The following is a 24,404-nucleotide window of genomic DNA, read 5'->3' as shown; positions in this document are numbered from 1 at the left end:
TTCAGGTGAGAATATCACCCGCTCTCGGGCCCTCGGCCGACCGCTTAGACAGTTTGCATGACAGCTACGGGGTAGGCGGCGGACAGACTGAGCTTGTCGCCAGACCGACTATAGGAGAGTAGCACCAAATCGTGTTCGGACGAACGGCATTAGGACAGGTGTGGTACCGCTCGGCGCGACGATCTAAAATCCCTTGCGCCTCCCCGAGGTGAAAGGTGCGGCTGCGCTCCCTTGCATGGCGGCCGGCGTTGCCTGCCAGCCGCCGCCCAGCGCCTCTATCAGGCGTACGCTCGCCTCCAGCCGCCGCGTCCGCAGGCTCAGCGCCCGCTCGCGCGAGCCGAGCGCAGTCTCCTGCGCGGTGGACACGTCAAGATAGGTGACCACGCCCTTGTCATAGCGGATCAGTGCCTGGCGCTCCGCCTCGGCCGCATCGCGTGTCGCCATGTCTTGGGCCTGGGCTTCGTCAGCGAAATGGTGAAGCTGTGCAAGGCCGTCCTCCACGTCTTGAAAGGCCTGAAGGACGCGGCCGCGGTAGTCGGCCGTCGCCTGTGTCCATGCGGCACGCGCGACCGCCAGCTGCGCACGTCGGCGTCCACCATCGAAGATCGACAGGACGAGGCTCGGTCCGATGCTCCAGAAGGTGTTAGGTGCAGAGACGAGCCCGGCAAGCGCGGTGTTCTGCACGCCGCCGCCGCCGCCCAGCGTCAGCGAGGGATAGAAGGCCGCGCGCCCGACCCCGATGCCCGCGTTGGCGGCGAACATACGTCGCTCCGCCGCCGCCACGTCGGGGCGGCGCTGGAGCAAGGTGGAGGGTATGCCAGCAGGGACGTCCGGCAGGGCGGGCTGCGTCTGTGCGGCGGCGAGGGTGAACGACGACGCGGGCCGGCCGACCAAGCTGGCGATCGCGTGCTCCACCAGCGCGCGTGCCGCCGCCACGTCGCCGAGCTGCGCCCGTGCGTCCGCCAGCAGCGCGCCCGAACGCGCGATATCGATCTCCGACGCGATACCGCCCTTGAAACGGCGTTGCGCTAGATCGTCCGCCTGCCGGTACGCCTCCACGGTGGACGCGAGCAGCCGCGCCTGCGCGTCGAGGCCGCGCAGCTCGACGTATTGGAGCGCTAGCTGCGCCTCCAGCGCGAGACGGATCGCCGCCAGGTCATCGCCGCTCGCCGCCACCTCCGCCCGGCCGGCAGCCACGCGGTTACGTAGCCCGCCCCACAGGTCGAGGTCCCAGGCGACGCTTCCGCCGAGCGTGTCGGCGGCGTAATAGGTCGGCTGGCTGGCACTGCGCAGCGGGCGGTGATCGGATTGGCGGTTCTGCGTGATGTCGGCACGCACGCCGATCGTCGGCAGCAGGCCGGAACGGACCTCGCCCAGATAGGCCTGCGCCTGTTCATACCGACCCAGCGCGCCCTGGATTGTCGGATTGCCGGAGGCGACCTGCGCCTCCAGTCCGTTCAATACGGGATCGTGGAAAAGCGTCCACCACGTACCGTCCGCGGGGAGTCCGGGAGCCGCCGGAGTCCACGGTCCCGCTTCCTTGAAGGCGACCGGCGATGGTGTGACGGGCGGCCGGTAAGGCGGCGCCAGCGAGCAGCCGGCGAGCATTGCGACCGCGGCCAGGGCGACAGTCTTACGCATGCCGGCGCTGCACACGGACGAGTTCGCCCTCGGCAATCGAATCGGGCGGGTTGTCGACAACGCGATCGGATGCGGACAGCCCGCTCGCCACCTCGACCGTCTGGCCCAGGTCGCGCCCCAGCAGGATGGGCCGCAGCCGCACGCGTCCGTCCGGGCCCACCGTTGCGACCTGCGTGCCCGCCGCGCGGAACACGAGCGCGCTGGACGGGATCTGGACGCCCGTACCGCCCGGTACGTCGAAGCTCACCTGAGCGTAGCCGCCCGGTTTCAGCACCTCGCCCGGATTGTCGGTGAGCAGCTGGACCTGAAACGCACCGCTCTGGTTGCTGATCGCCCCCGACGATCCGAGCACCCGCGCCTGGAAGGTACGGCCCGGATAGTCGGGCACGGTCAAGGTCGCGATCATCCCGCTGCGGATCGCGGCCGAGTTGTTCTGCGGCACGTTCACGTACACGCGGATGCGCGACAGATCGGCGATCTGATAGAGCGGCTGCGCGCTGCTGCCCGGCCCGACAAGGTCGCCGATCTCGGCGTTGCGCGCGGTCACGACGCCGGCGAATGGGCTGCGCACGGTCGCGAACGCCTTGAGCGCGAGCAACCGGCCGAGGTTCGCGCGAGCGCCCGTCACTGCCGCGTTACGGACCGCGAGCTCGCCGTTCTTCTCGTCCGCCTCCTGCTGAGAGACCGAATGGGTGGACAGGAGGTCGTTCCAGCGCGCCGCGGTGCTGCGGGCAAGCTGGGCATGCGCCTGCGCGCTCAGCAGGTCGGCGCGCGCCTGGCCGATCTGCTGGTCGAGCTCGGGCGTGTCGATCCGCGCGAGCGCGGTGCCCGCGGGCACGACGGCGCCAATGTCTTTGCCCCACGAGGCGACATAGCCGCTCACCCGCGCGTAGAGCCGGGCTGCATTCCAGGCCGCCAGCGTGCCGGGTAGCGACAAGGCGCCCGTCCCCGCGGCCGTCGTCACGGGCACGAGGTGCACGACGGGAATCGAGCGAGCGTCAGACCAGTGCTGTGCCTCGCCGGCCTCGTGCGATCGGCTGAGCACGCCCGCTGCGACGATGCCGACGGCGACCAGCGCGGCGATGCCGCCGGCGGCCTTCAGGCCGCGGGGCGTGGGCGCCTCTGCCGGTCGGGCGGAAAGGGTGTCACTCTGCATGGACGAGCTCACGGTTCTGGTAATCCGGCGATACGGCCGGTGTGGTCTTCGCGCGGCGGTGCGCGAGGCTGAACACGACGGGCACGAAGACGAGCGTCGCGAGCGTCGCGCAGACGAGCCCGCCGATGACGGCACGACCGAGCGGCGCGTTCTGCTCGCCACCTTCGCCGAGGCCGAGCGCCATCGGTGCCATGCCGATGATCATGGCGAGCGCGGTCATCAGCACCGGGCGGAAGCGCGTCTCGCCCGCTTCCACCGCGGCGCGCAAGGCGTCGCCGGTCTCCGCCAGCCGCTCGCGCGCGAAGCTGACGACCAGCACCGAATTGGCGGTCGCCACGCCCATGCACATGATGGCCCCCGTCAACGCGGGTACCGACAGCGGCGTGCCGGTCGCGAACAGCATCCAGACGATGCCTGCGAGCGCGGCGGGCAGCGCGGAGATGATCACCGCCGGATCGACCCAAGACTGGAAGTTGACGACCACCAGCAGGTAGATTAGTACGATCGCGCCCAGCAGGCCGAAGATCAGGCCGGAAAAGGCGGCGTTCATCGTCTGCACCTGCCCGCGCAGATTGACGGTCGCTCCCTTGGGCGCCTGCCCCGCCGTGTCCTTGATGACCTTGTCGATCACCGCCGCGACGGCACCCAGGTCGCGGCCCTGTGTCGTCGCATACACGTCGAACACCGGTTGCACGGCGTAGTGCGACACCACCGCGGCGCTGGGCTCGCGGTGCAGCGTACCCAGCGCGCCCAGCAGCTGCGACTGGCCGGGGCGGCTGCCCGTGATGGGCAGGTTGCGCAGGGCGCCCATCGTGTCGGTGCGATATTGCGGCGTCTGAACGACGATGGGGTAGGAGACGCCGTTCTTCGGATTGAGCCAGAAGGCGGGCGAGACCTGAGAGCTGCCGGCGAGATTGACCGACAGGCTGCGCGTCACGTCGTTCTCCGTAATGCCCAGCCGGTCGGCCTGCGCGCGGTCGACGTCGAAGCCGAGCTCGGGATAGTCGTTCGCCTGCTGCACGCGCACGTCCGCAATGCCGGCAATGCCGGCCATGCGCGCGGCGAGCAGGTGGGCATAGGCCTCGCCTGCCTTGCTGTTCGGCCCCGTGACCTGGACGTCGATCGGGGCTGGCGCGCCGAAGTTGAGGATCTGACTGATGATGTCCGCCGGCAGGAACGAGAAGGTCGAGCCCGGAAACGCGTCCGGCAATGCGCGGCGCAGCGAGCGGACGTAGCCCGCCGTCGGCCGATGGTCCTTAGCGAGCGTGACGAGGATGTCGCCGTCCTGCGGGCCGACCCCGCCGGTGTTAGAATAGGCCCTATTGATGCCGCTGACCGGTAGGCCGATGTTGTCGACGATCGAGACGAGCTGGTCGGCCGGGATCACGTTGCGGATGCGATCCTCTATCCGGTCGAACAGCGCCGCCGTCTCCTCGATCCGGGTGCCGACGGGCGCGCGGACGTGAAGGTTGATCTCGCCCGCGTCCACTGTCGGGAAAAAGTTGCGGCCCAGCATCGGCACCAACGCGAACGATACGAGCACGATCGCGAGGAAACTCGGCACGAACACACGGCGCCTTGCGAGCGCGAACTCCAGCAGCGCGACATAATACCTTCGCGTCGCCTCGAACCGGCGCTCGAACCCGTGCTGGAAGCGACGCAGCGGGTTGCGCGTCCCCGGCATGCCCGCGGCCGCGTCGTGGCTCGCAAGATGCTCGGCGGTGTGCGGGCCCGCGTGGGTGCGCAGCAGGAAGTTGCCCATCGTCGGCACCAGCGTGCGCGACAAGACAAAGCTCGCGATCATCGCGAACGCCACCGCCTCCGCCATCGGCGCGAACAGGAAGCCCGCGATGCCGGGCAGGAAGAACATCGGCAGGAAGGCGATGCAGATGCACAGCAGGCTGACGAAGGCCGGCTGCACGATCTGGCGCGCACCGTCCATGATCGCGTCCTGCACCGACTTGCCCTGTTCGAGGTGCCAGTTGATGTTCTCGATCGTGACGGTCGCGTCGTCGACTAGGATGCCGACCGCGAGCGCGAGCCCGCCCAGTGTCATGATGTTGAGCGTCTGCCCCGCCACGGCGAGCCCGGCGACGGCGGCCAGTACCGCCAGCGGGATCGAGGCGGCGATGATGACGGTGGAGCGCCACGACCCAAGAAAAAGCAGGATCATCAGGCTGGTCAGCGCGGCGGCGATCGCGCCCTCGCGCACCACGCCCGACACCGCCGCCTTCACGAACAGCGACTGGTCTGCGAGCGGCTGGACCTTGAGGTCGGGCGGCAGCGTCTGGGCGAGCCGGGGCAGGATCGCCTTCACCCCGTCGACGATCGCGATGGTGGAGGCCGCACCGCTCTTGAGGATTGTCATCAGCACCGCGCGCCGTCCGTCAACGCGCACGACGTTACGCTGCGGCGGCGAGCCGTCGCGGACGTGCGCCACATCTCGAATTAGGACGGTGGCACCGTCCACCGTTCGGATCGGCAGGTTGTTAAGCTGATCCACCACCGCCGGAGAGTTGTTGAGGCGGACGTTGTACTCGTACTCGCCGATCTTGGTCGTGCCGGCAGGTACGATCTGGTTCTGCGCTGCGAGCGCGGTGCCGACATCCGCGGCAGACAGGTGCCGAGCTTCGAGCGCGGCGGGATCGAGGTCGATCTGGATCTGCCGTTCCTTGCCGCCATAGGGCGAGGGCACGGCCGCGCCGCCGACGGACGCGAGCGCGGGCCGGATCGCGTTCTGGCCGAGGTCGAAGATTTTCTGCTCGGACAGGCTGGGCGACGACAGCGCGAGCTGCAGGATCGGCACGGTAGAAGCGTTATAGTTGAGGATCAGCGGCGGCGTGATGCCGGGCGGCATCTGCTTCAGCACCGTCTGGCTGACGCTCGTCACCTGCGCGGTCGCGGTGCGGATGTCGACGCCGGGGCGGAAGAAGATCTTGACGATGCCGATGCCCGCCAAGCTCTGGCTCTCGATATGGTCGATGTCGTTGACCGTCGTGGAGAGCTGCCGCTCGTAGTAATAGACGACGCGCCCGGCCATGTCCTCGGGCGGCAGGCCGCGATAGGTCCACACCGCCGCGATCACCGGCATGCGGATGTCGGGGAAGATGTCGGTCGGCGTCGTGACCGCGGCGATGCCGCCGCCCAGCACGATCAGGATTGCCAGCACCACGAAGGTGAGCGGCCGGGCGAGCGCGATCCTGACGAGCTGGAGCATGGGCGCGAGGTCCGGCGGAAGGGGTGTCGATCCGGCCACCGCATCGCGCGACCCTCGCGCGGCGGCGCCGCCTGCCGCCCGTCTGCGCTCCGCAGACAGGCGAGGCGAATTAAATGAAGTTCACCCCGCCGCCGGGCGCGAGCCGCACGCGCGCGAGCAGGCCCGGGCCGGCGCCGGCCTCCTCCCCCACGCCCGCATCGTCGAGCTCCAGCGCGAAGCCGTGCAGCCGCAGTATCGCGCTCACCACCGCCAAGCCCAGGCCCGTGCCCTCGACCGCGGCGGCGGTCGCGGTGCGGTGGAAGCGGCGGAGCACCGCGACGCGTTCGGCCGCCGGGATGCCGGGGCCGTCGTCCACCACCTCCAGCACCGGACCCGACGCATCCTGTCGCGCGCGCAGCAGGACGGTCGAGCGGGCGAACTTGATCGCGTTGTCGAGCAGGTTGCCGACCGCCTCGAACAGCAGGTCGCCGTCCGCATAGACCGGTGGGACCGCGCCGGCCTCCAGGACGAGCGCGACGCCCCGATCCTCCGCCAGCGGCTGGTACAGATAGACCAGTTCGTCCAGCAGCGGCGGGAGCGCGAGCTGGCGCAGGCCTGATCGCCGCCCCGCCGCCTCCAGCTCCGATATCCGCAGCAGCGCGCCGAACCGCTCGATCACGGTGTCCAGGTCGGCGAGCGCATCGACGACTATCCCGGCCTCGGCTGTAGGGAGCGACTCGCGCTGCCGGAGGCGGTAGAGCGTGGCGCGCGTGCGGGAGAGCGGCGTGCGTAGATCGTGCGCGATCGCGTCTGTCGCGATCTTCACCTGCGCGACGACATGCGACACCTCGTCCACCATCAGATTGACCGTACCGGCGAACTGGTCGAGTTCGTCGTGCCGGCCGGTGATCGGCATCCGCTGCGCCAGGTCCCCCGCTGCGATCCGGCCGCTCGCCCTGGCGAGTGCTTGCACGCGGCGCAACGGCGCCAGGCTGAGCGCGACGGCGGCGATCAGCACCAGTACGCTGCCGGCGATCCCGCTGCCGAGCAGGATCAGCAGCAGGTGGCGCCTCAGGTCCCGGATCTGCGACATGTCGCGGCCGAGCACGATCGTCTCGCCCGCCGCCGTCCGCTCCGTCAGCACGCGCACCGGCGCGTGTCCGCCGGCCTGCCCGGGGATGCTGAACGCGTTGCCCGGTCGCACCCGCCCCGACAGGTGGATGTTGCCCACAACCAGCTCGCCGTCGCCGCCGATCAGGGCGAACCAGCTGAATCCCGGCGTGCCGTTGGCGATCTCGGCGCGGATGCGGGCGGGGAGCCGAGCCGGAGGCTCTGCGAGCAGGCTGGCGGCCCTGGCGAACAGGATGCGGTCGCTGCGCGCCGTCAGCTCGCGGGCGGTCAGCAGATAGCTGAAGGCGAGCGTCGCCCAGAGCGCGGCGAGGAACAGCCCGCCGAGCAGGAGCGTCAGGCGGAACGGCGTGGTGCACCGCACATCGCGCCAGCGCAGCCGTTCAGCCGGCATCGAACCGATACCCCTCGCCCTTCACCGTCGCGATCGGCGACGTCCTGCCCTGCATGTCGAGCTTGCGGCGCAGCCGGGCGACGTGGACGTTGATGAGATTGGCGCCGGGGTCGAAATGGTAGTGCCACACCTGCTCGAACAGCGTGCGACGGCTGACGGTATGACCCGCGTGACGGATCAGGAACTCCAGCAGCCGGAACTCCATCTGGAGCAGGCGCACGAGCGCGCCGTCGACCCGCACCTCGCGGCGGATCAGGTCCATCTCGATCCCGCCCGCCCGCAGCACCGTCTCCCGCTCAGGCCGCGTCCGGCGCAGCAGCACCTCGATGCGGACGGCGAGTTCGTCGGGAACGAAGGGCTTGGTCAGATAGTCGTCGCCGCCCGCGCGCAGGCCGGCGATGCGCTGGTCCACGTCGCTGAGCGCGCTCAGCATCAGCACCGGTGCACCGACGCCCGCCCGGCGCAGCCGCTCAACCACCGCGAGCCCGTCCGTGTCCGGGAGCATGCGGTCCAGCGTAATGACGTCGAACGGCCGCTCAAGCGCCCGCTCGATCGCCTCCCCGCCCGTCGCCGCGCACGTCACGTCATGGCCTCGGCCGACGAGCTCGGCCGCGATCGCCGCCGCGGTCGCCGGGTCGTCTTCCACCACCATCACCGCCGCCATGTTCGCCTTTCGTAGTCGGGAACGCGCCTGGGAAACGCCGTAGCGCGCAACGGCACAGGGAGGAACGCGCCGTGATGCCGCACTCCTCCCTGTGCGCCACGCTCGCCGCAAGCCACCTTCGTCGAGCGCGACGCGGCCGGCGTTCCGCCCTATCGCGCCGGGAGCATCGCCCGGTTCACGGCCGCCGTGAAGTGGTCGCCGGGACGCGCGCGGCAGCTTGCGGTCACCACCGGCACGATTCGCTCGACCCCGTCGACGGCGACGGTCGGGTGGGCATGACCGCGCGGTCCGTAGTTGGCGCCGTACACGATCGCCTGCGGACGATAGGTCTCCTCAAGCATGTTGTAGTCGCGGCAGCTCACCGTATCCAGACGCTTGCCGGTCTTGAGCAGCTCGACCTTGCTCATAGTACCGCTCGGCCTGGTGACCGTCGTCGACTCGACGGTCCTCGTCTTCATCTGGGCATCGGCCACTCCCGCTCCCGCAATCGCCAGAGCACCACCGACGATTAACGATACGGCTACCTTGTTCACGCGACTTCTCCTCTTGTTACTGCGGTAGAACGATAGGAGTCGTCGTATTTTCCTTCGAGAAGGCCAGTGAAATTCATTTAATCTGGCGCTGCATTAAATCATTCTTCTACGGCGATGCACTATCACCAGATGACCCATAAGCCGCCATCCAGGAGGCTGTTTCGCCTCCCCGACTTCCGACATTCGTTAACGTGCGAGATCGACCGGGTTCCCGTCCCTACATCACACGCGAGCATGTCTGGTCAGCGAGGTAACCGGCTAGGTGACTGACGCCCATAACGACATGCCGATCATCGAGTTTGCGTGAGTTCCCAACAATTTAAGCGTCCCATAGAAGTGGCTCGGTTCGTCTGAACAGGCTCGCGGCTCGGATAAGTGGATTGCCGCTGGTTGATCATGCCGCTGCGAGAAGCGGTTGGTGGAAGTATATCTGGTCAGGCATGCGGCCGCCAAGCGCGGAGTGCGGCCGGACGGCATTATAGAAAGCGATGTAGCGGCCGATGCCAGCGCGGGCTTCGAGGACCGAGGCGTAGGCGTTGAGGTAGACCTCCTCGTATTTCACCGAGCGCCAGAAGCGCTCCACGAACACGTTGTCACGCCAGCACCCTTTGCCATCCATGCTGATGGCGATCTTCTCGCGCAGGAGGACGGCGGTGAACGCGGTGCTCGTAAATTGCGAGCCTTGATCGCTGTTGAAGATCGTCGGCTTGCCCCAGCGTGCCAGCGCTTCCTCCAGCGCCTCGATGCAGAACCCGGCATTGAGCGAGATGGACATTCGCCACGCCAGCACGCGCCGGGTGAACCAGTCGACGATGGCGACGAGGTAGACGAAGCCGCGGGCCATAGGGATATAGGTGATGTCTGTCGCCCAGACCTGGTTGGGCTTCGTCACCGCGAGGTTGCGCAGCAGGTACGGGTAGATCTTGTGCCCAGGTGCCGGCTTCGACGTGTTCGGCCGGCGATAGATCGCCTTGATCCGCATCCGCTTCATCAGCATCGCGACATGCAGCCGGCCGACGCTCACGCCCTCCTGCCGGAGCAGATCGCGCAGCATCCGGCTGCCGGCGAACGGGTACAGCAGGTGCAGCTCGTCGATCCGCCGCATGATCGCCAGGTCGGCGTCCGCCACGGGCCGAGGTAGGTAGTAGATGCTGCCGCGGCTGATCCCGAGCTGCTGCGCCTGACGGGCCAGCAGCATCGCATGGTCACGGTCGATCATCGCTTTGCGCTCGGCAACAGACCGGCCTTCCCGAGCGCACCAGCCAAAAAATCGTTCGCCAGCGTCAGCTCGCCGATCTTGGCGTGCAGCACCGTTACGTCGATCGCCGGCTCGGCCGGGGCGGGTTCCGCGCCGAACACGTCCGCGGCGCCCTCCAGCAGCCGCGCCCGCCACTGGTTGATGAGGTTCGGATGCACGTCATACTGCTGCGCCAGCTCGGCCAGCGTCTTCTCGCCCTTCACGGCGGCCAGGGCCACCTTCGCCTTGAACGCCGGGCTGTGGTTCCGGCGGGGTCGCTTGCTCATCTTGCCTCCTGCTCGCGGCCAGCATGGCCGCTGTCAGATCGACAATCCACTTATCCACGCTGTTCAGTTTTCCCGAGCCACCTCTCATTTACATTACGCCCATCAGCATTAATTAGGTCAGGCTACCATACGTAATATGTATGCCGTGCCGATGAACCAGGTAGCTGTCGATACGGTGCTTTGAGACGAGGCAGCCGATGGCGGACGACGCTTCCCGCATTGAGATTGACCGTAATGCCGAGGGCCACGGCCTCATGGGCGACGAGTTCGTTCCGGGCGAGACCGTATCGGAGGATACCGCGCCCGAGACGGGGCCCGCGGTTTCCACCGAACCTGCGCGGCGGCGGTGGCGCAAGCCGCTGCTGTTGATCGCGCCGATCATCCTGATCGTCGGCGCGCTTGCATTTTACCTGCACGGGGGTCGCTACGAAACGACGGACAACGCCTATCTCCAGTCGGGGCTGGTGTCGGTTAGCCCCAACGTGCCGGGCCGCGTGGTCGCGGTCGCGGTGCGCAACAACCAGCATGTGCGCAAAGGTGACCTGCTGTTCCAACTCGATCCCGCCCCGTTCAAGGCGGAGGTCGCCGAGGCGCAGGCGCAGCTGGCGGCGGCGGTCACCGCAGTGGGATCGCTGCGTGCCAATTATGCGCAAGGCGCCTCCGAGCTGGCGACGGCGCGTACTCGCGTCCTCTTTGCCGAACGCGAGGCGGCGCGACAGAAGCAGCTCGTCGGCGAGGGCATCTCCAGTCAGGCGCAATATGACCAGGCACAGCTCGCCGCGCAGACCGCGCGCCAGGCGATCCAGACGACGCAGCAACAGAATGCGAGCGTGCAGGCGCAGCTGTCCGGCGACGTCAATGCGCCGCTCGGCCGACAGCCTGGCGTGCAGCGTGCGCAGGCGGCGCTCGACCGCGCACGGCTCAACCTGGGCTACACGGTCATCCGTGCCGCACAGGACGGGATCGTCGCCAAGGTGGATCAGCTTCAGGTCGGCGACTACGTCACTGTCGCCCGCCCCGTATTCAGCCTGGCCGGCACGCGCATCTGGGTCGAGGCGAACTTCAAGGAGGATCAGCTGCGGTACATGCGGCTCGGCCAGCCGGCGACCGTGAAGATCGACGCGTTTCCAGACCAGCATCTGACCGCGCGCGTGACGAGCTTCAGCCCCGGTACGGGCAACAGTTTTTCGGTGCTGCCCGCGGAGAATGCGACGGGTAACTGGGTGAAGGTCGTCCAGCGGCTGCCGGTCGAGCTGACATTGGACCGCATTCCGACCGACGTGCCGCTCCATGCCGGGCTCAGCGTCGAGGTCGATGTCGATACCGGGCATGTCCGTCACCTGTTCGGCGCCGATACGCCGCCCTCGGCACCGCCCCCCGCACAGCCCTCCGCCCCGCCGGGCAACGCTGTCCGGTGACGAATGTCGTGGCAAACACCGTAGCCGATACGGGCCTTCCCGACCCGACGACGCGCAAGTTCATCACCGCGTCGGTGATGGCGGCTACGGTCATGAACTCGCTCGATTCGACAATCGCCAACGTCGCGCTCCCGCACATGCAGGGCAGCGTCTCGGCCTCCGCCGACCAGATCACCTGGGTACTGACGAGCTATATCGTCGCCGCCGCGATCGTGACGCCGCTGACCGGCTGGATGGCGGGGCGGTTCGGGCGCAAGCGGTTGATGCTCTATTCGATCATCGGTTTCACGATCGCCAGCGGGCTGTGCGGCGTGGCCACCAGCCTCGGCGAACTGGTCGGCTTCCGCCTGCTCCAGGGCGTATTCGGCGCGGCGCTGGTACCGATGAGCCAGGCGATCCTGCTCGACATCAACAAGCCCGAGGATCACGGTTCGGCAATGTCGATCTGGGGGATGGGCGCGATCCTCGGGCCGATCGTCGGCCCTGCGCTCGGCGGCTGGCTGACCGACAATTACGACTGGCGCTGGGTGTTCTTCATCAACCTGCCGATCGGCGTGCTCGCCTTTGCAGGGCTGTATTTCTTCTTGTCCGAGACAAAGTCGATCGAGAAGATCAAGCTCGACCTGTTCGGTTTTGCGATGCTGGCGTTGGCGATCGCCTCGTTCCAGGTGATGCTCGATCGCGGGCAACAGCTCGACTGGTTCTCCAGCCGCGAGATCATCATCGAGGCGGCCCTGGCGGTCTTCTTCTTCTATCTTTTCATCGTCCAGACGCTCACCGCGAAAAAGCCGTTCATCGACATCGCGCTGTTTGCGGACCGCAATTTCGTCGCCAGTTCGGTCCTCGGCTTCTTTCTCGGCGTGCTGATCTTTTCGGTACTCGCGCTGCTCCCGCCGATGCTGGAGGGGCTGATGGGGTATCCCGTCGTCCTGACCGGGCTCGTCACCGCGCCGCGCGGCCTCGGGACGATGATCTCGATGATCACCGTCGGGCAACTCATCAAGCGGGTCGATCCGCGCCTGCTGATCGGCACCGGGCTGATGATCGCCGCCTATTCGACGTGGCGGATGAGCGGCTTCTCGCTGGGCATGGACGAGCGCCTGATCGTCAGTACCGGGTTCATCCAGGGGCTGGGCACGGGCCTCGTGTTCGTGCCGCTGTCGACGGTCGCGTTCGCCACGCTCGACAGCCGTCTGCGCAACGAAGGCGCGGCGATGTTCACGCTGATCCGCAACATCGGCTCGGCGATCGGCATCTCGGTGCTGCAGTTCATGACGATCCGCAACACCGACACGGTGCACGCACGGCTCGTCGAGGGTGTGCGACCCGACAACCCGGCGATGACCGCCGCCATGCCCGATTTCGACTTCACTTCGCTGTCGGACCTCGCCCGGCTCAACGGCGAGATCACCCGCCAGGCCAGCATGGTGTCCTATATCGATGCCTTCTACGCGCTGTTCGTGGTGACGCTGATCACCGCCCCGCTGATCTTCCTCATGCGCCCGCCTCGAAAAGGGGCTGCGGCGCCGACCATGCACATGGACTGAGCCAATGACGTGTCGCACTCCATTCCTTGTGGCGAGCGCCGCACTCGCACTTGCCGGCTGCACCGTCGGCCCGCATTTCACGCGCCCCGCCGCCCCTGGCCAGACCGGCTATGTATCGCCCGCGGATCCTGCACCGCGCGATACCGAGGGCCCGTCCGCTATGCCCGGACAGGGACCGCAACTCGCCTGGTGGCGCGCGTTCGGATCGTCCCAGCTCGATGCGTTCGTCGATCGGGCGATCGCACACAACGCCTCGCTGGAAGCCAGCAACGCGACGCTAGCGGCGGCGCGGCAGGAATTGACGGCCGCGCGCGGACGACAACTGCCTCAGGTCGATGCCAACGCCCGCGTCGAGCACGAGCAGGTCAATCTCCAGGCGTTCGGCTTCCCCGGGAACAATCCGGAATTTGATCTCTATTCGGTTGGCGGCGGCATCTCGTATCCGCTCGACCTGTTCGGCCGGCGCCGCCGCGAGACCGAGCAGGTCGGTGCCGAAGCGGACGCGCAACTCCGCCAGACGCAGGCCGCACATCTCTCGATCGCGGGCCAGGTGGTCAATCAGGTCCTCCTTATCGCCGCGATCCGTACGCGTATCGAGACCGCAAACCAGCTGCTGGCCGAGGATCGCCGCAACGTCGACCTGACGCAGAAGCGCAAGGATGCGGGCGAAGGAACGCTGGTCGAGGTGCTCAACGCGCAGGCGCAGTACGAAGCCGATCGATCGGACATTCCGCAGCTCGGGCAACAGCTTGCCGAGGCGCGCCACCTGCTCGCGACGCTTACCGGCACCCCACCGGCGGATCTCGGCGCGACCGAGTTCGACCTGAACGGCTTCACGCTACCGCGCTCCGTCCCGGTCACGCTGCCGTCCGCGCTGGTCCATCAGCGGCCCGATATCCTGCAGGCGGAGGCGAACCTCCATGCGTCGACCGCCGCGGTCGGTGTCGCCAGCGCGAACCTGTATCCCGACATCACGCTCGGCGCGACGATTACGCAGGGCACACCGAGGATCGGCGACCTCTTCTCGGGCGCGACGCGCGGCTTCGATCTGTTCGCCGGGCTGGCCGCGCCGATTTTCCACGGCGGGACGCTGAAGGCCGAGAAGCAAGCCGCCGTCGAGCGTGCGCGGGCAGCGGACGCGACATACCGCCAGACCGTGCTCGATGCCTTCCGCCAGGTCGCCGACCTGTTGCAGTCGCTCGACAGCGATGCGCGTTCGGTCGCCAACCAGCGCGAGGCCGTCCACGTCGCGAGCCGCTCGCTCGGTCTGTCGCGGCGGAGTTTCCAAGTCGGCAACACCGGCATCCTGCAGACGCTCGACTCGGAACGGCTCTACCAGCGGGCCACCTCGAACCTGGTCGAGTCGCGTGCGCGTCAGTTCCTAAACGTCGCGCGTCTGTATGTCGCGACCGCGGGGGGCTGGACCGGCAACGCGGACAGCGCCGTAACCTCTACAGTCGCCGCTCAGAGATAGCCCAGGCAGAGCGCGAGCACGAGCGCGATCGTTGCGGCGAGCATTGACCCGAACACGGCGGGATAGAGACTAGACTCCCGACACAAGCCTTCGCCCGCCACCTGGTTAAGCTCTTCCATGCCACGCTCCACGAGAACGCTCTCGGATCTTGCCCGATGGACTATCGTGTCCCAACCCTGAGGCGGGTTCAAGCCAACGATACTTACCTTTGCCCGCTGAATGCCAACGTCCCGCTCGCGTCGAAATCTGCCGACGCTGCTCACCGCCGCGTCGACCCAGATTCAGCCACTCAGACTATCTTGCCGAACCCCCAACATCTGCCGTTTGTTCAGGATCGGCTTGAAGCCGATCACAGGGGACGGAACTGCCGATTGAACACCTGGAGTTTCATAGCGGATGACGAAGCGAACTTCCCTTTGACTGCCCGCGCGTTATCGCGGCATGCGAGAGTCCCATCGCTACCCGCCAACGGCATGCCACCTAGCTCAACAGGCGGGACAGTTCCGCTTGCTGCTGTTGATCAAGGTCGGTGGACCAGAATCGCAAGCAGTCAGGATCGTGGGGCGTGTTGGTGCCCGCCGCCGCTGCCAGTGGCAGTGATCCATCATCGTAGCCTCGCATCACAGCTAGCCAATTACCGAGGTTGCCCTCGACGGCATCGCCCAAATCTACCGTCTGCTCACCGCCCGGACCACCTTGTACCTGGAAGATAATGCGACGGTGCGTGCCGCTTCTAGTATGCCAGTAGTGACATCCCTTTGCCGTCACCCGCGCATCAGCAAGGAAGAAACGAACATCGCGATGCCAAGGCACCGGTGAGTGGATTAGCACGCGATCACCCGTCACCACGTCGTAGCCGGTCATCGCCATCGCTGATGAGCCAATCATTGCGGCGAACAGCAGGATCAGTACCGCCAGCTTAGTGACCGCTTCCATTCTGAGGTTGAGCACGATCATAGCCAAGATCGTTGGTATCCAGAACGTGATCGTATCAGGACTGCCCGGTCGAAAATAAAGCGCAGAAGAACCTGATCTCGTCTGCGCCAGTTCCAGCCACTGATCGCTCAGGCTGGCAAGATAGCTCAACGTCACGATGCTGATGATGAACCACGCGAGCCCGCCATAAAAAGACGAGCCTTTCGCTTGCGCCAAGCCATGCCTCCCAAAACGTCGAACTAGTCTACCCTGTTGTTCCAGCACGGTTGGAGCTGGCGACCCGTGATAAGCTGCCATCCCGTTTACCCCCTGCCGGTACCGACCGAACCCTGCAGGCGCAGGTCTAGCCCTGTGGTAGGCGTCGATATTTCAATCCGAAGTAAACGAGCTGGATTGAATTTGAGCGGCGGGGCCCCAAGCCAGACCTCTCCGGCGCAACCTTAAACCGGAAACATAGCTCACCTCCAGCATTGACCGCGGGGGCGCGGTATCCCCAAATTCGCTCCAACGACTTACAGGCCAGCGCTGAACGCATGCCTAACGGTAGCCTGATGGCTCAGCTGCCCTTCTGTTCACGTCGGCGACGACCCAGTTCCGGCCGTTTACGGCCTTCTAATTGCTTTCCATTTCTCGCCATTCGTTCAGGTCGACTGAACACTCTCTGACCGGCATGCCTGGGTGACATTTCCAGCTACAGCGGCTATCTGGCGAGCCGTGCATTCCGTCCGGCACCTCATTGCGCAACGCCATATCGCCTTGGTTATCTGCGCGGCGGCATTGCTCCTGAAGCTGCTCGTTCCGACCGGCTACATGATCGATAGCGATGGTGGCCGCATGGGCATCATCATGTGCTCGGGCACCGGCCCGATGAGGGACATGCCGGCCATGCACGGCGACGGGTCGGATCCCCGCAAATCGAAGGACCATGGCAAGGCCGAGATGCCCTGCGCCTTCTCCAGTCTGTCAGCCGCTGCGCTGAGTGCGATTGATCCGATCCAACTCGACGCCCTGATTGCCTTCGTCATGGCGCTGGGGTTCGTCGGCTTTCTGCTGCCCGACCCTCTTCGCTGCCGCCGCTTTCGGCCGCCGCTGAGGGGACCTCCAGCTTTCCTTTGATCCGAGATCGCGCGCTGGCTTCGTCGCCGCCCCCGTGAATTGTGGCCCGCATCGTGGATGCCGGGCCGATCGAAGGTATCATCATGTTCCGATCTTTCTTGCTGGCGGGTGCTGTCGCGCCCGGCCTCCTATGGGCGTTTCCCGCCGTCGCCCAGACCGCCGCTCCGGGCGGCGACATCGTTGTCACCGCCACACGCTCCGCCCTGCCTCTTGCCGACGTGCCGGCCAGCGTCAGCGTCGTCACCGCCGATCAGATCGCCGATATCCCCGCACGCTCGATCGACGACGTGTTGCGGCGGGTGCCCTCCGTGGACCTGCCGATCGCCAGCACCAACGAGCAGCATCCCACCGACACCATCGTGTCGATGCGCGGCCTATCGGGTATCCGCTCGCTGGTGCTGCTCGACGGCGTGCCGCTCAACGACAGCTTCTTCGGCTATGTGCAGTGGAGCGAGGTGCCGGTCGCCACCATCGACCGCGTCGAGGTGGTGCGCGGCGGTGGCGCGACGCTATGGGGCAATTACGCGATGGGCGGCGTCATAAACGTCCTGACCAGACCCATTGCCAAGACCGAGCTCGATGCGGAGGCGGCGGGCGGCAGCCGCGGCAGTTACCGAGTGGACGGCACGGCAGCACTGGCGGGCAGCGGCTACGGTATCGGCGTCGATGGCGGGATCAGCCACAGCGACGGCTATCTCGAGCAGGCTCTGGGCTATCGCGGCTCGATCGATGTGCCCACCTCGTTCACCGCGCGAACGGCAGCGGTGTCGGGCAACGCCGACATCGCGCCCGATCTGACCGCTCGCGCACGGGTGAGCTATTACGACAACGACCAGAACTTCCTGACGCGGCTTCAGACCAACACCCAGCGCAACTGGCGCTACACCGGCACGCTCAGCTGGACGCCAACCGAGCGGAGCAGCGTCGACCTGACCGGCTTCCACGTCGACGAGCGTTTCGTCACCAACAACACCGGCGCACCCGACGGCGCCGACCCCAACGAGGCCGAGTTCGTCCAGAACCGGCACCTCACCCGCGCCAACGACTGGGGGGCGTCGCTGGTCTGGACGCAGCGCTTCGACGGGTTGCTTCGCTCGTTATCCGCAGGGGCGGACTATCATGGCGTCGGCGGCAGCGATCGCGCCTCGATCTTCGCTCAGACCGGCGCCTACATCCGGACGGACATCGGTTCAGGCGACCAACGCTTCCTGGGCGGTTTCGCACAGGCCGATCTGCGTCCGGTCGAGCAGTTTCAGGTGCTCGCGAGCCTGCGCTACCAGGACTTCCTGAACTTCAACGGGCTGGATGCTTCACCCGGTGGCCTCGGCCGGGTCGCAAGCCGCCACGACAGCGATATCGATCCGCGCCTGTCGATCCGCTACCAGCTTCCCGCAGGTTTCGCGTTGCGCGGCGCCTATTATCGCGCGTTCCGCGCGCCGACGCTCGACAACCTCTACCGCCCGGCGTCGGTGCCGGGCTACATCCTCTACGCCAACGCTGCGCTCAAGCCCGAGACGCTCGAGGGCGGCGAAGTCGGGTTCGACTATGTTCGCGGCGGCGTCCGCGTGCAGGCCACCGCCTACAGCAGCACGATCCGCGATTTCCTGACCTATCGCTATCTGGACCCGGCGACGCTGCCGGCCGGGTTCGACATCGGCGCCCGGCTCATCAACGCCGGCACCGCGCGCAGCCGCGGCGTCGAGGCAGAGCTGACGTGGCGGGCAACCCCGCGGCTCAACGGCACGCTCGCCTACACCTTCGCTGATTCGATCGTGACGCAGAACCCCGAGGACCCCGCCAGCATCGGCGTCCAACAGGCCGGCATCCCGCGGCACCGGGTCAGTGCCGGGCTGGACTGGACGGGTCCGCTCCGGCTGAAGTTCAGCCCTCGTATCCGCTACGTCTCGGCAACCAACGGCGACCCGGATTCGATCTATCGCACTGACGCGCACTTCATCGCCGACCTCGCCGCCAGCGCCCCGCTGCGAAAGGGCATTGAAGCGTTCGTGCAGATCGAGAATCTGTTCGACCGACGCTATATCGGCACCAACGACGGCTTCACCGCGCCGCTGTATGGCAAGCCTTTCACCGCGACCGGCGGCATCAGGGTGAGGGTCGACTGATGCCGCAGTCGCATCCTGCCCCCGTGGAGAACCGGCGATGAGCGTCCAAGCGCCGGGCACCCGCTGGTACAACGCCGTCTGGCGCTGGCACTTCTATGCTGGCCTGATCTGCGTGCCGTTCGTCGTCTGGCTCGCGATTACCGGCACAATCTATCTCTGGCGCCCACAGGTCGAGGCTTGGCTCGATCGGCCCTACGACCGTCTCGTGACCGCGGGTCCCGTCACCTCGCCGGAGGCACAGGTCGCGGCGTCGCTGCGCGCCGTGCCGGGGTCGCACCTCGACCGCTACATCGTGTCCCAAAGCGCCAACCAAGCGACCCGCGTGCTGGTGATGGCGGACGGCGTCGACCGACGTGTCTATGTCGATCCCCATTCGCTGGCGGTGTTGCATGTTGCCCTCGAAGATCAGCGATTCGAACCGGTAGTGTCCCGCCTCCACGGCCAGCTGCTCTTGGGCGACATCGGCAGCTATGTGGTCGAGATTGCGGCGTGCTGGGCGGTTGTGATGCTGCTGACCGGACTGTACCTCTGGTTGCCCCGGGGGGGGCGTGGGCTTGCCGGTATCCTCTATCCTCGGTTGCGTGGCGGGCGCCGCCTCTTCTGGCGCGACATCCACGCGGTCGCGGGCATCTGGGTGTCCGTCTTCGCGCTCGGGCTGATCCTTACCGGGCTGCCCTGGGCCTCGGGATGGGGCGGCTATCTCGCACAGGTGCGCCACCTCACGAGCGCCGAACAGGGTCCGGTTGACTGGACGATTGGTGGCAAGGCACCGGCACCCAAGGCCGACGCGATGCTGGGCGTCCACGCCGGGCATGAGGGCATGATGATGCCGGCCCCCGCCGTCGTTCCTGGCGAGCTGAATCGGGTGGTTGCAGCCGTCCGACCGCTTCGGGTCGCGCCGCCGGTGCTCATTTCACCACCGAAGACGCGCGGCGCACCGTGGTCGATCGCGTCGGATGCCGCCGATCGACCGCTTCGGTCAGACCTGCAAATCGACGGTGCCACGGGACAGTTGATTGGCCGGACCGACTTCGCGCAGCGTCACTGGATCGATCGGATCGTCGGTTACGGCATCGCGGTGCACGAGGGCGCCTTGTTCGGGATCGCCAATCAGCTGATCGGGACAGCGACCGCACTGCTGCTTTTTGTCCTCGCTGTTTCAGGAACGGTGCTGTGGTGGCGAAGGCGCCCTCAGGGCTTGCTTGGCGCACCGTTGCCGCTGTCCCGGCCACGGTTCGGTGCGGGACTTGTCGTGACGATCTGCACGCTAGCGCTATATATGCCGTTGTTCGGGCTAACGCTGCTTCTTGTCCTGCTTGTCGATGCGACTGCCTTGCGAGCCCTGCCTGGCGCGCGCCGATGGCTCGGTTTTGCTTCATCACGACCTGGATGACCCAGATGCCGTCATTAAGGGCCAAGCTCGCGCGCGCCGAAAGCGGACTATCGTTCATATCAGCCTCGCAAGAATTTCGCGCAATGACCATCGCTTAGCTTGCTTCGAAAGCCCGCAATATTGGGCAGCGACCGACGTCGGACGCGCCGCATTCGTCGGCAAGTCGGGTAAGCCAAACCTTCGCGGTCTCGAGTTCGTGTATTTTCCGATCGAGCGCAGCTATCCGGGACCTAGCCATCGCGCGCGCTTTGCTACGGTTGTCTGTGGCGTCGAGCTTCAGGAGTTCGCTAACCTCCTCAAGCGTGAACCCGGCAGCTTGCGCCGAGCGGACGAACTTAAGCTGCCGAACCGCCTCGGCGTCATAGCGGCGGATCCCGCCAGCCACGCCCGATCCAGCCGTCCGCGGCGGTTGCGCCAGCAAGCCGCGACGCTGGTAGTAGCGGATAGTCTCGACGCCCACACCGCCCTCGCGCGCGAGCCCCGCAATCGTCATCGTCGCCACGCCTTGACTCCGTACTATGGTACAGACCCCATTTGGGCAGTATGATCCAGACAACAAACGAAAAGCTCGCCTCAAGCGAACGTCATGTGAAGTGCGCCATTCTTATCGGATGATTATGCCTGAGCATGTCTGCCCATTTGGGCTGAAGGCGCTGCACCTGCTGCACAGCCAAGGCTACCAAGTCGACGATCGCTGGCTGGAGACGCGCGAGCAGACTGACGCCTTCAAGGCCGCGCACGATGTGAAGACGACGCCGCAGACCTTCGTGGGTGGCGAGCGGATCGGCGGATATGACGACGTACGACGCTTCTTCGGCAAACCGGTGCGCGATCCCGGCGCGACAGCTATCGCCCGGTGATCGCGGTGTTCGCGATGACTGCACTGATGGCGCTGGCTACGAGTACGGCGATGCTGCGTAGCCCGTTCACGGTGCTCGCCGCGCTGTGGCTCGTCTCGTTCAGCATGTGCGTGCTGGCGATCCTGAAGTTGCAGGATATCGAGACCTTCTCGAGCATGTTCGTGGGGTACGACATGCTGGCGAGGCGGTGAGTGCCCTTATGCCTACATCTATCCGTTCGCGGAAGCACTGGCGGGGGTGTTGATGGCGGCCGGCGTCCTCACCTGGCTGTCGGTGCCAGTGGCGCTGGTCATCGGCGGGATCGGCGCGGTCTCCGTGTTCAAGGCGGTGTATGTCGACAAGCGCGAGATTAAATGCGCCTGCGTCGGAGGATCGGGCAAGGTGCCGCTGGGTTTCGTGTCGATGACGGAGAACCTCATGATGGTCGCGATGGCGGTCGTCGTGCTGGTGCGGTGAAGCGGGTGGCGCGCGCTGGCTCTATTCCGCCGGCGCGCCGACAAGCGCAGCGACGACACAGACGATTCCGATGGCGACGAAGCCCGCCTGTCGCGCCATTGATGCCGCCCCCGACCGCCGCGAGACCGCGACCGCCAGTGCGCACTGGAGCGCATAATAGATGGCAAAGGCTCGCGAGGAGATCGCCACGACCTGCAGCGGATCGGTCAGCCACACGACCGCCACCGACAGCGCGTTGGCGAGCGCAAACGCGGCCGGCACGCTCAGCGTGCGCCGCGTCACCTCGCTCATCAGCCCACCCGAACCGATCGAGTCCGCAACGGCCGCGCTGAGCTGGCTAGCCAGCGCCGCGACAAGCACCAGCACCGACAGGCCCGGCGCGACAAGCGCCATCACATCGAGGATGCCCGCCACGCCCTGCGTGTGCGCCGCGCGGCCGAGCAGCGGAGTCAGCAGGCCCAGAAAGGCGAGATAGATGATCGACGCGATGATTTGCGCCCGCCGCATCGTGGCGATCCGCATGTCCTGTGGATAGGCGTGGCCGAGATAGCGCGACGTCTCGAACCCCTGCACGGTGATGAGCAGGCCGAGCAGCATCGGCACGCTGCCGAGCGACACGCGCACCGGCGGTAGCGGGGCGGTAGCGCCGGCGTATATTGCCCACCACAATGCGAGCGCGACGAGTAGCCCGGCGATGATGCCGATCTTGAGCGACACGGTGCCGTGCGCGACATGCTCCACCCGCCGCAGATCGCCGCCGAACGCCAGGCCGGTGAGCAGCAGCAGGATCGCGGTGACCATCCCGTTGGCGATCACGACGTGCCACGCCCCGTCGATCGCGAGCGGCTTCAGCGCGAACTCGGCCAGCAGCTTCAGATAATAGGCGACGGAGATCGCATAGGCCACCGACAGCACCACCTGCGTGACCCGGCCGAGCCATTGCACCGGATCGTGCAGGCGCGCGCTGGCGACAAAATCCTCAACATGGACGATATTGAACCGCACCACCGCGCCGACGGCATAGGCGAGCAGCAGCAGCACGGCCATCGCGCCGATCGCCGCGCCGCCAAAATCCTTCGCCAGCAATGGCCCCGCGATCAGGAACCCGCTGCCAATGATCGAGGCGAGCGGCGTCACCGTCGCGCGCCAGGCGTCCCGGTGCGTGAAGCGCGCGAAGCTCAGGAACGCCGTCATGACGACGGACACCAGCACGGCGACGACGATAATGAGCATCTACTGATCTCCTGCCTGATCATCGACGAGCGCCAGACGAAAATGCTGGCCGGCCGCGGGCTGCGGCTGCGCCCGGATGCCGTTCCGGTTCAGAACCGCGGCGATGGCCAGCGCGCGTCGCTCGGCGAGGCCCGGCCGGGCAGGCGTCGCCCCGGCCGACATTCCGGGGACGCCCAGCGCCCTCACGTTCCACCGGTGCGCCGCCCAGGCCGACGTCTCTACCGACTGCCGTCCCGCATCGTCGAGCGCATCGATCTCGTCGGCAAACGTGATCTCGGGCAGCGGTTGGAGCGGCGGTACGACAGTGATGTCCCATCCGTCCTCCACCGCCCGGACGCGCGCCTCCAGCGCCCGATAGCTGACGACGCTCGCACCCGGCAGCGGATGCGCGGTAACCTGTGCACGCTGGTGACCTCGGTCGATCGTCACCTGATCGTCCGCGACGCCCGCGACCAGCGCGACGAGATGCGCGATCTCGGTCTCGCGGCCGGCGCTCGCCTCGGCTGCCTTGGCCTGCGCGAGTTCAACGAGCTGGGCGTCCAGCGCGCTGCTGCCGGGCTGGAGCAGCACTTGATCGAGTTGGAGCGTCACCGGTTCGCCGAGGGCCGTCGCCAGTTCGTCGCGCACCTTCGGTGTGGGCACCGACCGGTCGCGCGGGGCGATCACCACCGCCCGCACCGCGATCGGCCGGGCCGCGAAATCGACATCGAGTTGCGTCACCCGCGACTGCGCGCCGAAACGGTCGCCGAGCAGCGCGCGGACCTGCGTCACCGTCACCGCCTCGCGCCCGATCCGCGCCAGCGCATAGCCAAGCGGGATCGCCATCGCGACGAACACCGTCACTAATACCATCACCTGCGCCCAGCTCTGCCGCGGGGACAGCGTGTGGCCGAAGCCATAGAGCCGCGCCATCACCGTCGCTGACAGCGCGATCGTCACGAAGTTGGTGACGAACAACGCCAGCGCGCCGCCCAGCACTGGCATGTTCCAGGTCGCCAGGCCATACCCGACGGTCGCCAGCGGCGGCATTAGCGCGGTCGCGATCGCCACGCCGGTGATCGTCTCGCCGCGCCCGCGGATGATGGCGAAGCTGCCCGCCAGCGCCGCAAACAGCGCGACCAGCAGATCGAACAGGTTCGGCCGCGTGCGTGCCAGGATCTCCGCCGTCGGCTCCTTGAGCGGGGAGACCAGCACGATCAGCGCGGCAAATGCGACGCCCAGTACCGCCCCGCCGAGCAGCGCCGCCCCCGCCCGGCGAACCTCCACGAAATCGAACAGCGTCAATCCGAAGCCCAGCCCTAGTATCGGGCTCATCAGCGGCGAGATCAGCATCGCGCCGATCACCACCGCCGGCGACGACAACAGCAGGCCAAGCACGGCGATGCCGGCCGACATCGCGATCATAAACAGGTAGCGCCCGCTCCAGCCACTTTCAGCGTTGACGCGCGCGATCACGCTATCGTGGTCGACGCCCGACACGAACGCTTGCCGCCACGCTGCCACGAACGCGCCATCGCTACGCAGCGTGCCGGAAACGGGGTGGTCGTTCATCCGCGCGGTTCTCCCGAAATCCGTCACTCAGAGGATCCGGTGCGGAACGGTCCGGGCGGCG

General features: G+C 66.8%; 18 protein-coding genes and 1 pseudogene. 7 read left to right on the top strand and 12 right to left on the bottom strand.

The features are described 5' to 3' along the window. Positions 1-183: 183 nt before the first annotated feature. From L8H00_RS16595 to L8H00_RS16565, 7 genes are all read right to left on the bottom strand, one after another. Positions 184-1,641, bottom strand: a complete 1,458-nt coding sequence (locus tag L8H00_RS16595; RefSeq protein WP_242098417.1) for an efflux transporter outer membrane subunit — start codon at positions 1,639-1,641, stop codon at positions 184-186. Then, positions 1,634-2,797, bottom strand: a complete 1,164-nt coding sequence (locus L8H00_RS16590; protein WP_242098416.1) for an efflux RND transporter periplasmic adaptor subunit — start codon at positions 2,795-2,797, stop codon at positions 1,634-1,636. The genes L8H00_RS16595 and L8H00_RS16590 overlap by 8 nt, the downstream gene beginning before the upstream one ends. Further along, the gene (locus tag L8H00_RS16585; protein WP_242098415.1) at positions 2,787-6,014 is read right to left on the bottom strand and encodes an efflux RND transporter permease subunit; all 3,228 of its coding nucleotides are present in this window, start codon (positions 6,012-6,014) and stop codon (positions 2,787-2,789) included. Before L8H00_RS16585 ends, L8H00_RS16590 begins: the two co-directional genes overlap by 11 nt. Positions 6,015-6,123: 109 nt before the next feature. Next, positions 6,124-7,515, bottom strand: a complete 1,392-nt coding sequence (locus tag L8H00_RS16580) for a HAMP domain-containing sensor histidine kinase (protein ID WP_242098414.1) — start codon at positions 7,513-7,515, stop codon at positions 6,124-6,126. Next, complete coding sequence (locus L8H00_RS16575) at positions 7,505-8,179, bottom strand: response regulator transcription factor (RefSeq protein WP_242098413.1); 675 nt, start codon at positions 8,177-8,179, stop codon at positions 7,505-7,507. Before L8H00_RS16575 ends, L8H00_RS16580 begins: the two co-directional genes overlap by 11 nt. Positions 8,180-8,328: 149 nt before the next feature. Continuing rightward, a complete protein-coding gene (locus L8H00_RS16570) occupies positions 8,329-8,712 on the bottom strand; it encodes an HdeA/HdeB family chaperone (protein ID WP_242098412.1) in 384 nt (127 codons plus the stop codon). Positions 8,713-9,106: 394 nt separating this feature from the next. Next, positions 9,107-10,236 (bottom strand): IS3 family transposase gene (locus tag L8H00_RS16565; RefSeq protein ID WP_242098411.1). Its coding sequence is split into 2 segments (ribosomal slippage): positions 9,107-9,949 and positions 9,952-10,236, totalling 1,128 coding nucleotides; the frame shifts between segments, so codons are not numbered across the junction. Positions 10,237-10,433: 197 nt separating this feature from the next. Between L8H00_RS16565 and L8H00_RS16560 the strand changes: the two genes are divergently transcribed. The 3 genes from L8H00_RS16560 to L8H00_RS16550 are packed head-to-tail and all read left to right on the top strand — an operon-like array spanning position 10,434 to position 14,675. Continuing rightward, positions 10,434-11,654 (top strand): HlyD family secretion protein, encoded by a 1,221-nt coding sequence (locus L8H00_RS16560; RefSeq protein WP_242098410.1) that lies wholly within the window; start codon positions 10,434-10,436, stop codon positions 11,652-11,654. A gap of 8 nt (positions 11,655-11,662) precedes the next feature. Then, entirely contained in the window at positions 11,663-13,201 is a 1,539-nt protein-coding gene (locus tag L8H00_RS16555) for a DHA2 family efflux MFS transporter permease subunit (RefSeq protein ID WP_242098409.1), read from the top strand. Between the two features lie 4 nt (positions 13,202-13,205). Further along, a complete protein-coding gene (locus L8H00_RS16550; RefSeq protein ID WP_242098408.1) occupies positions 13,206-14,675 on the top strand; it encodes an efflux transporter outer membrane subunit in 1,470 nt (489 codons plus the stop codon). Here L8H00_RS16550 and L8H00_RS18900 read toward each other — a convergent pair. Beyond that, positions 14,666-14,794 (bottom strand): hypothetical protein, encoded by a 129-nt coding sequence (locus L8H00_RS18900; RefSeq protein WP_267382890.1) that lies wholly within the window; start codon positions 14,792-14,794, stop codon positions 14,666-14,668. The genes L8H00_RS16550 and L8H00_RS18900 overlap by 10 nt on opposite strands. 361 nt (positions 14,795-15,155) lie before the next feature. Beyond that, entirely contained in the window at positions 15,156-15,827 is a 672-nt protein-coding gene (locus L8H00_RS16545) for a hypothetical protein (RefSeq protein WP_242098407.1), read from the bottom strand. A 498-nt stretch (positions 15,828-16,325) separates the two neighbouring features. On the opposite strand from L8H00_RS16545, the gene L8H00_RS16540 reads away from it, so the two are divergent. From L8H00_RS16540 to L8H00_RS16530, 3 genes are all read left to right on the top strand, one after another. Further along, the gene (locus L8H00_RS16540) at positions 16,326-16,727 is read left to right on the top strand and encodes a DUF2946 family protein (protein WP_242098406.1); all 402 of its coding nucleotides are present in this window, start codon (positions 16,326-16,328) and stop codon (positions 16,725-16,727) included. Between the two features lie 83 nt (positions 16,728-16,810). Further along, complete coding sequence (locus tag L8H00_RS16535; RefSeq protein WP_242098405.1) at positions 16,811-18,850, top strand: TonB-dependent receptor; 2,040 nt, start codon at positions 16,811-16,813, stop codon at positions 18,848-18,850. A 37-nt stretch (positions 18,851-18,887) separates the two neighbouring features. Further along, the gene (locus tag L8H00_RS16530; RefSeq protein WP_242098404.1) at positions 18,888-20,243 is read left to right on the top strand and encodes a PepSY domain-containing protein; all 1,356 of its coding nucleotides are present in this window, start codon (positions 18,888-18,890) and stop codon (positions 20,241-20,243) included. 94 nt (positions 20,244-20,337) lie between these two features. Here L8H00_RS16530 and L8H00_RS16525 read toward each other — a convergent pair whose 3' ends face one another. Further along, on the bottom strand, positions 20,338-20,736 hold the full coding sequence (locus tag L8H00_RS16525; protein WP_242098431.1) for a MerR family transcriptional regulator: 399 nt from the start codon (positions 20,734-20,736) through the stop codon (positions 20,338-20,340). A 118-nt stretch (positions 20,737-20,854) separates the two neighbouring features. Here L8H00_RS16525 and L8H00_RS16520 point away from each other — a divergent pair. Beyond that, positions 20,855-21,559 (top strand): annotated as a pseudogene (locus L8H00_RS16520) (glutaredoxin). 21 nt (positions 21,560-21,580) lie between these two features. Here the strand turns inward: L8H00_RS16520 and L8H00_RS16515 are convergent. After that, positions 21,581-22,792, bottom strand: a complete 1,212-nt coding sequence (locus L8H00_RS16515) for a hypothetical protein (protein ID WP_242098403.1) — start codon at positions 22,790-22,792, stop codon at positions 21,581-21,583. Next, positions 22,793-24,343, bottom strand: coding sequence for a DUF389 domain-containing protein (locus L8H00_RS16510; protein WP_242098402.1), 1,551 nt, complete (start codon positions 24,341-24,343; stop codon positions 22,793-22,795). It lies immediately after the preceding gene. Positions 24,344-24,404: the final 61 nt, after the last annotated feature.

This window comes from Sphingomonas sp. CROZ-RG-20F-R02-07, assembly GCF_022662335.1.
GTDB lineage: Bacteria > Pseudomonadota > Alphaproteobacteria > Sphingomonadales > Sphingomonadaceae > Sphingomonas.
This window is presented reverse-complemented; position numbering and strand designations above follow the sequence as displayed.

Excerpts from the sequence above, each read along its gene's own strand:
- L8H00_RS16530 (WP_242098404.1), top strand. The coding sequence starts at position 18,888 with ATGAGCGTCCAAGCGCCGGGCACCCGCTGGTACAACGCCGTCTGGCGC.
- L8H00_RS18900 (WP_267382890.1), bottom strand. The coding sequence starts at position 14,794 with ATGGAAGAGCTTAACCAGGTGGCGGGCGAAGGCTTGTGTCGGGAGTCT.
- L8H00_RS16535 (WP_242098405.1), top strand. The coding sequence starts at position 16,811 with ATGTTCCGATCTTTCTTGCTGGCGGGTGCTGTCGCGCCCGGCCTCCTA.
- L8H00_RS16560 (WP_242098410.1), top strand. The coding sequence starts at position 10,434 with ATGGCGGACGACGCTTCCCGCATTGAGATTGACCGTAATGCCGAGGGC.
- L8H00_RS16550 (WP_242098408.1), top strand. The coding sequence starts at position 13,206 with ATGACGTGTCGCACTCCATTCCTTGTGGCGAGCGCCGCACTCGCACTT.
- L8H00_RS16585 (WP_242098415.1), bottom strand. The coding sequence starts at position 6,014 with ATGCTCCAGCTCGTCAGGATCGCGCTCGCCCGGCCGCTCACCTTCGTG.
- L8H00_RS16580 (WP_242098414.1), bottom strand. The coding sequence starts at position 7,515 with ATGCCGGCTGAACGGCTGCGCTGGCGCGATGTGCGGTGCACCACGCCG.
- L8H00_RS16515 (WP_242098403.1), bottom strand. The coding sequence starts at position 22,792 with ATGCTCATTATCGTCGTCGCCGTGCTGGTGTCCGTCGTCATGACGGCG.
- L8H00_RS16510 (WP_242098402.1), bottom strand. The coding sequence starts at position 24,343 with ATGAACGACCACCCCGTTTCCGGCACGCTGCGTAGCGATGGCGCGTTC.
- L8H00_RS16525 (WP_242098431.1), bottom strand. The coding sequence starts at position 20,736 with ATGACGATTGCGGGGCTCGCGCGCGAGGGCGGTGTGGGCGTCGAGACT.
- L8H00_RS16590 (WP_242098416.1), bottom strand. The coding sequence starts at position 2,797 with ATGCAGAGTGACACCCTTTCCGCCCGACCGGCAGAGGCGCCCACGCCC.
- L8H00_RS16575 (WP_242098413.1), bottom strand. The coding sequence starts at position 8,179 with ATGGCGGCGGTGATGGTGGTGGAAGACGACCCGGCGACCGCGGCGGCG.
- L8H00_RS16595 (WP_242098417.1), bottom strand. The coding sequence starts at position 1,641 with ATGCGTAAGACTGTCGCCCTGGCCGCGGTCGCAATGCTCGCCGGCTGC.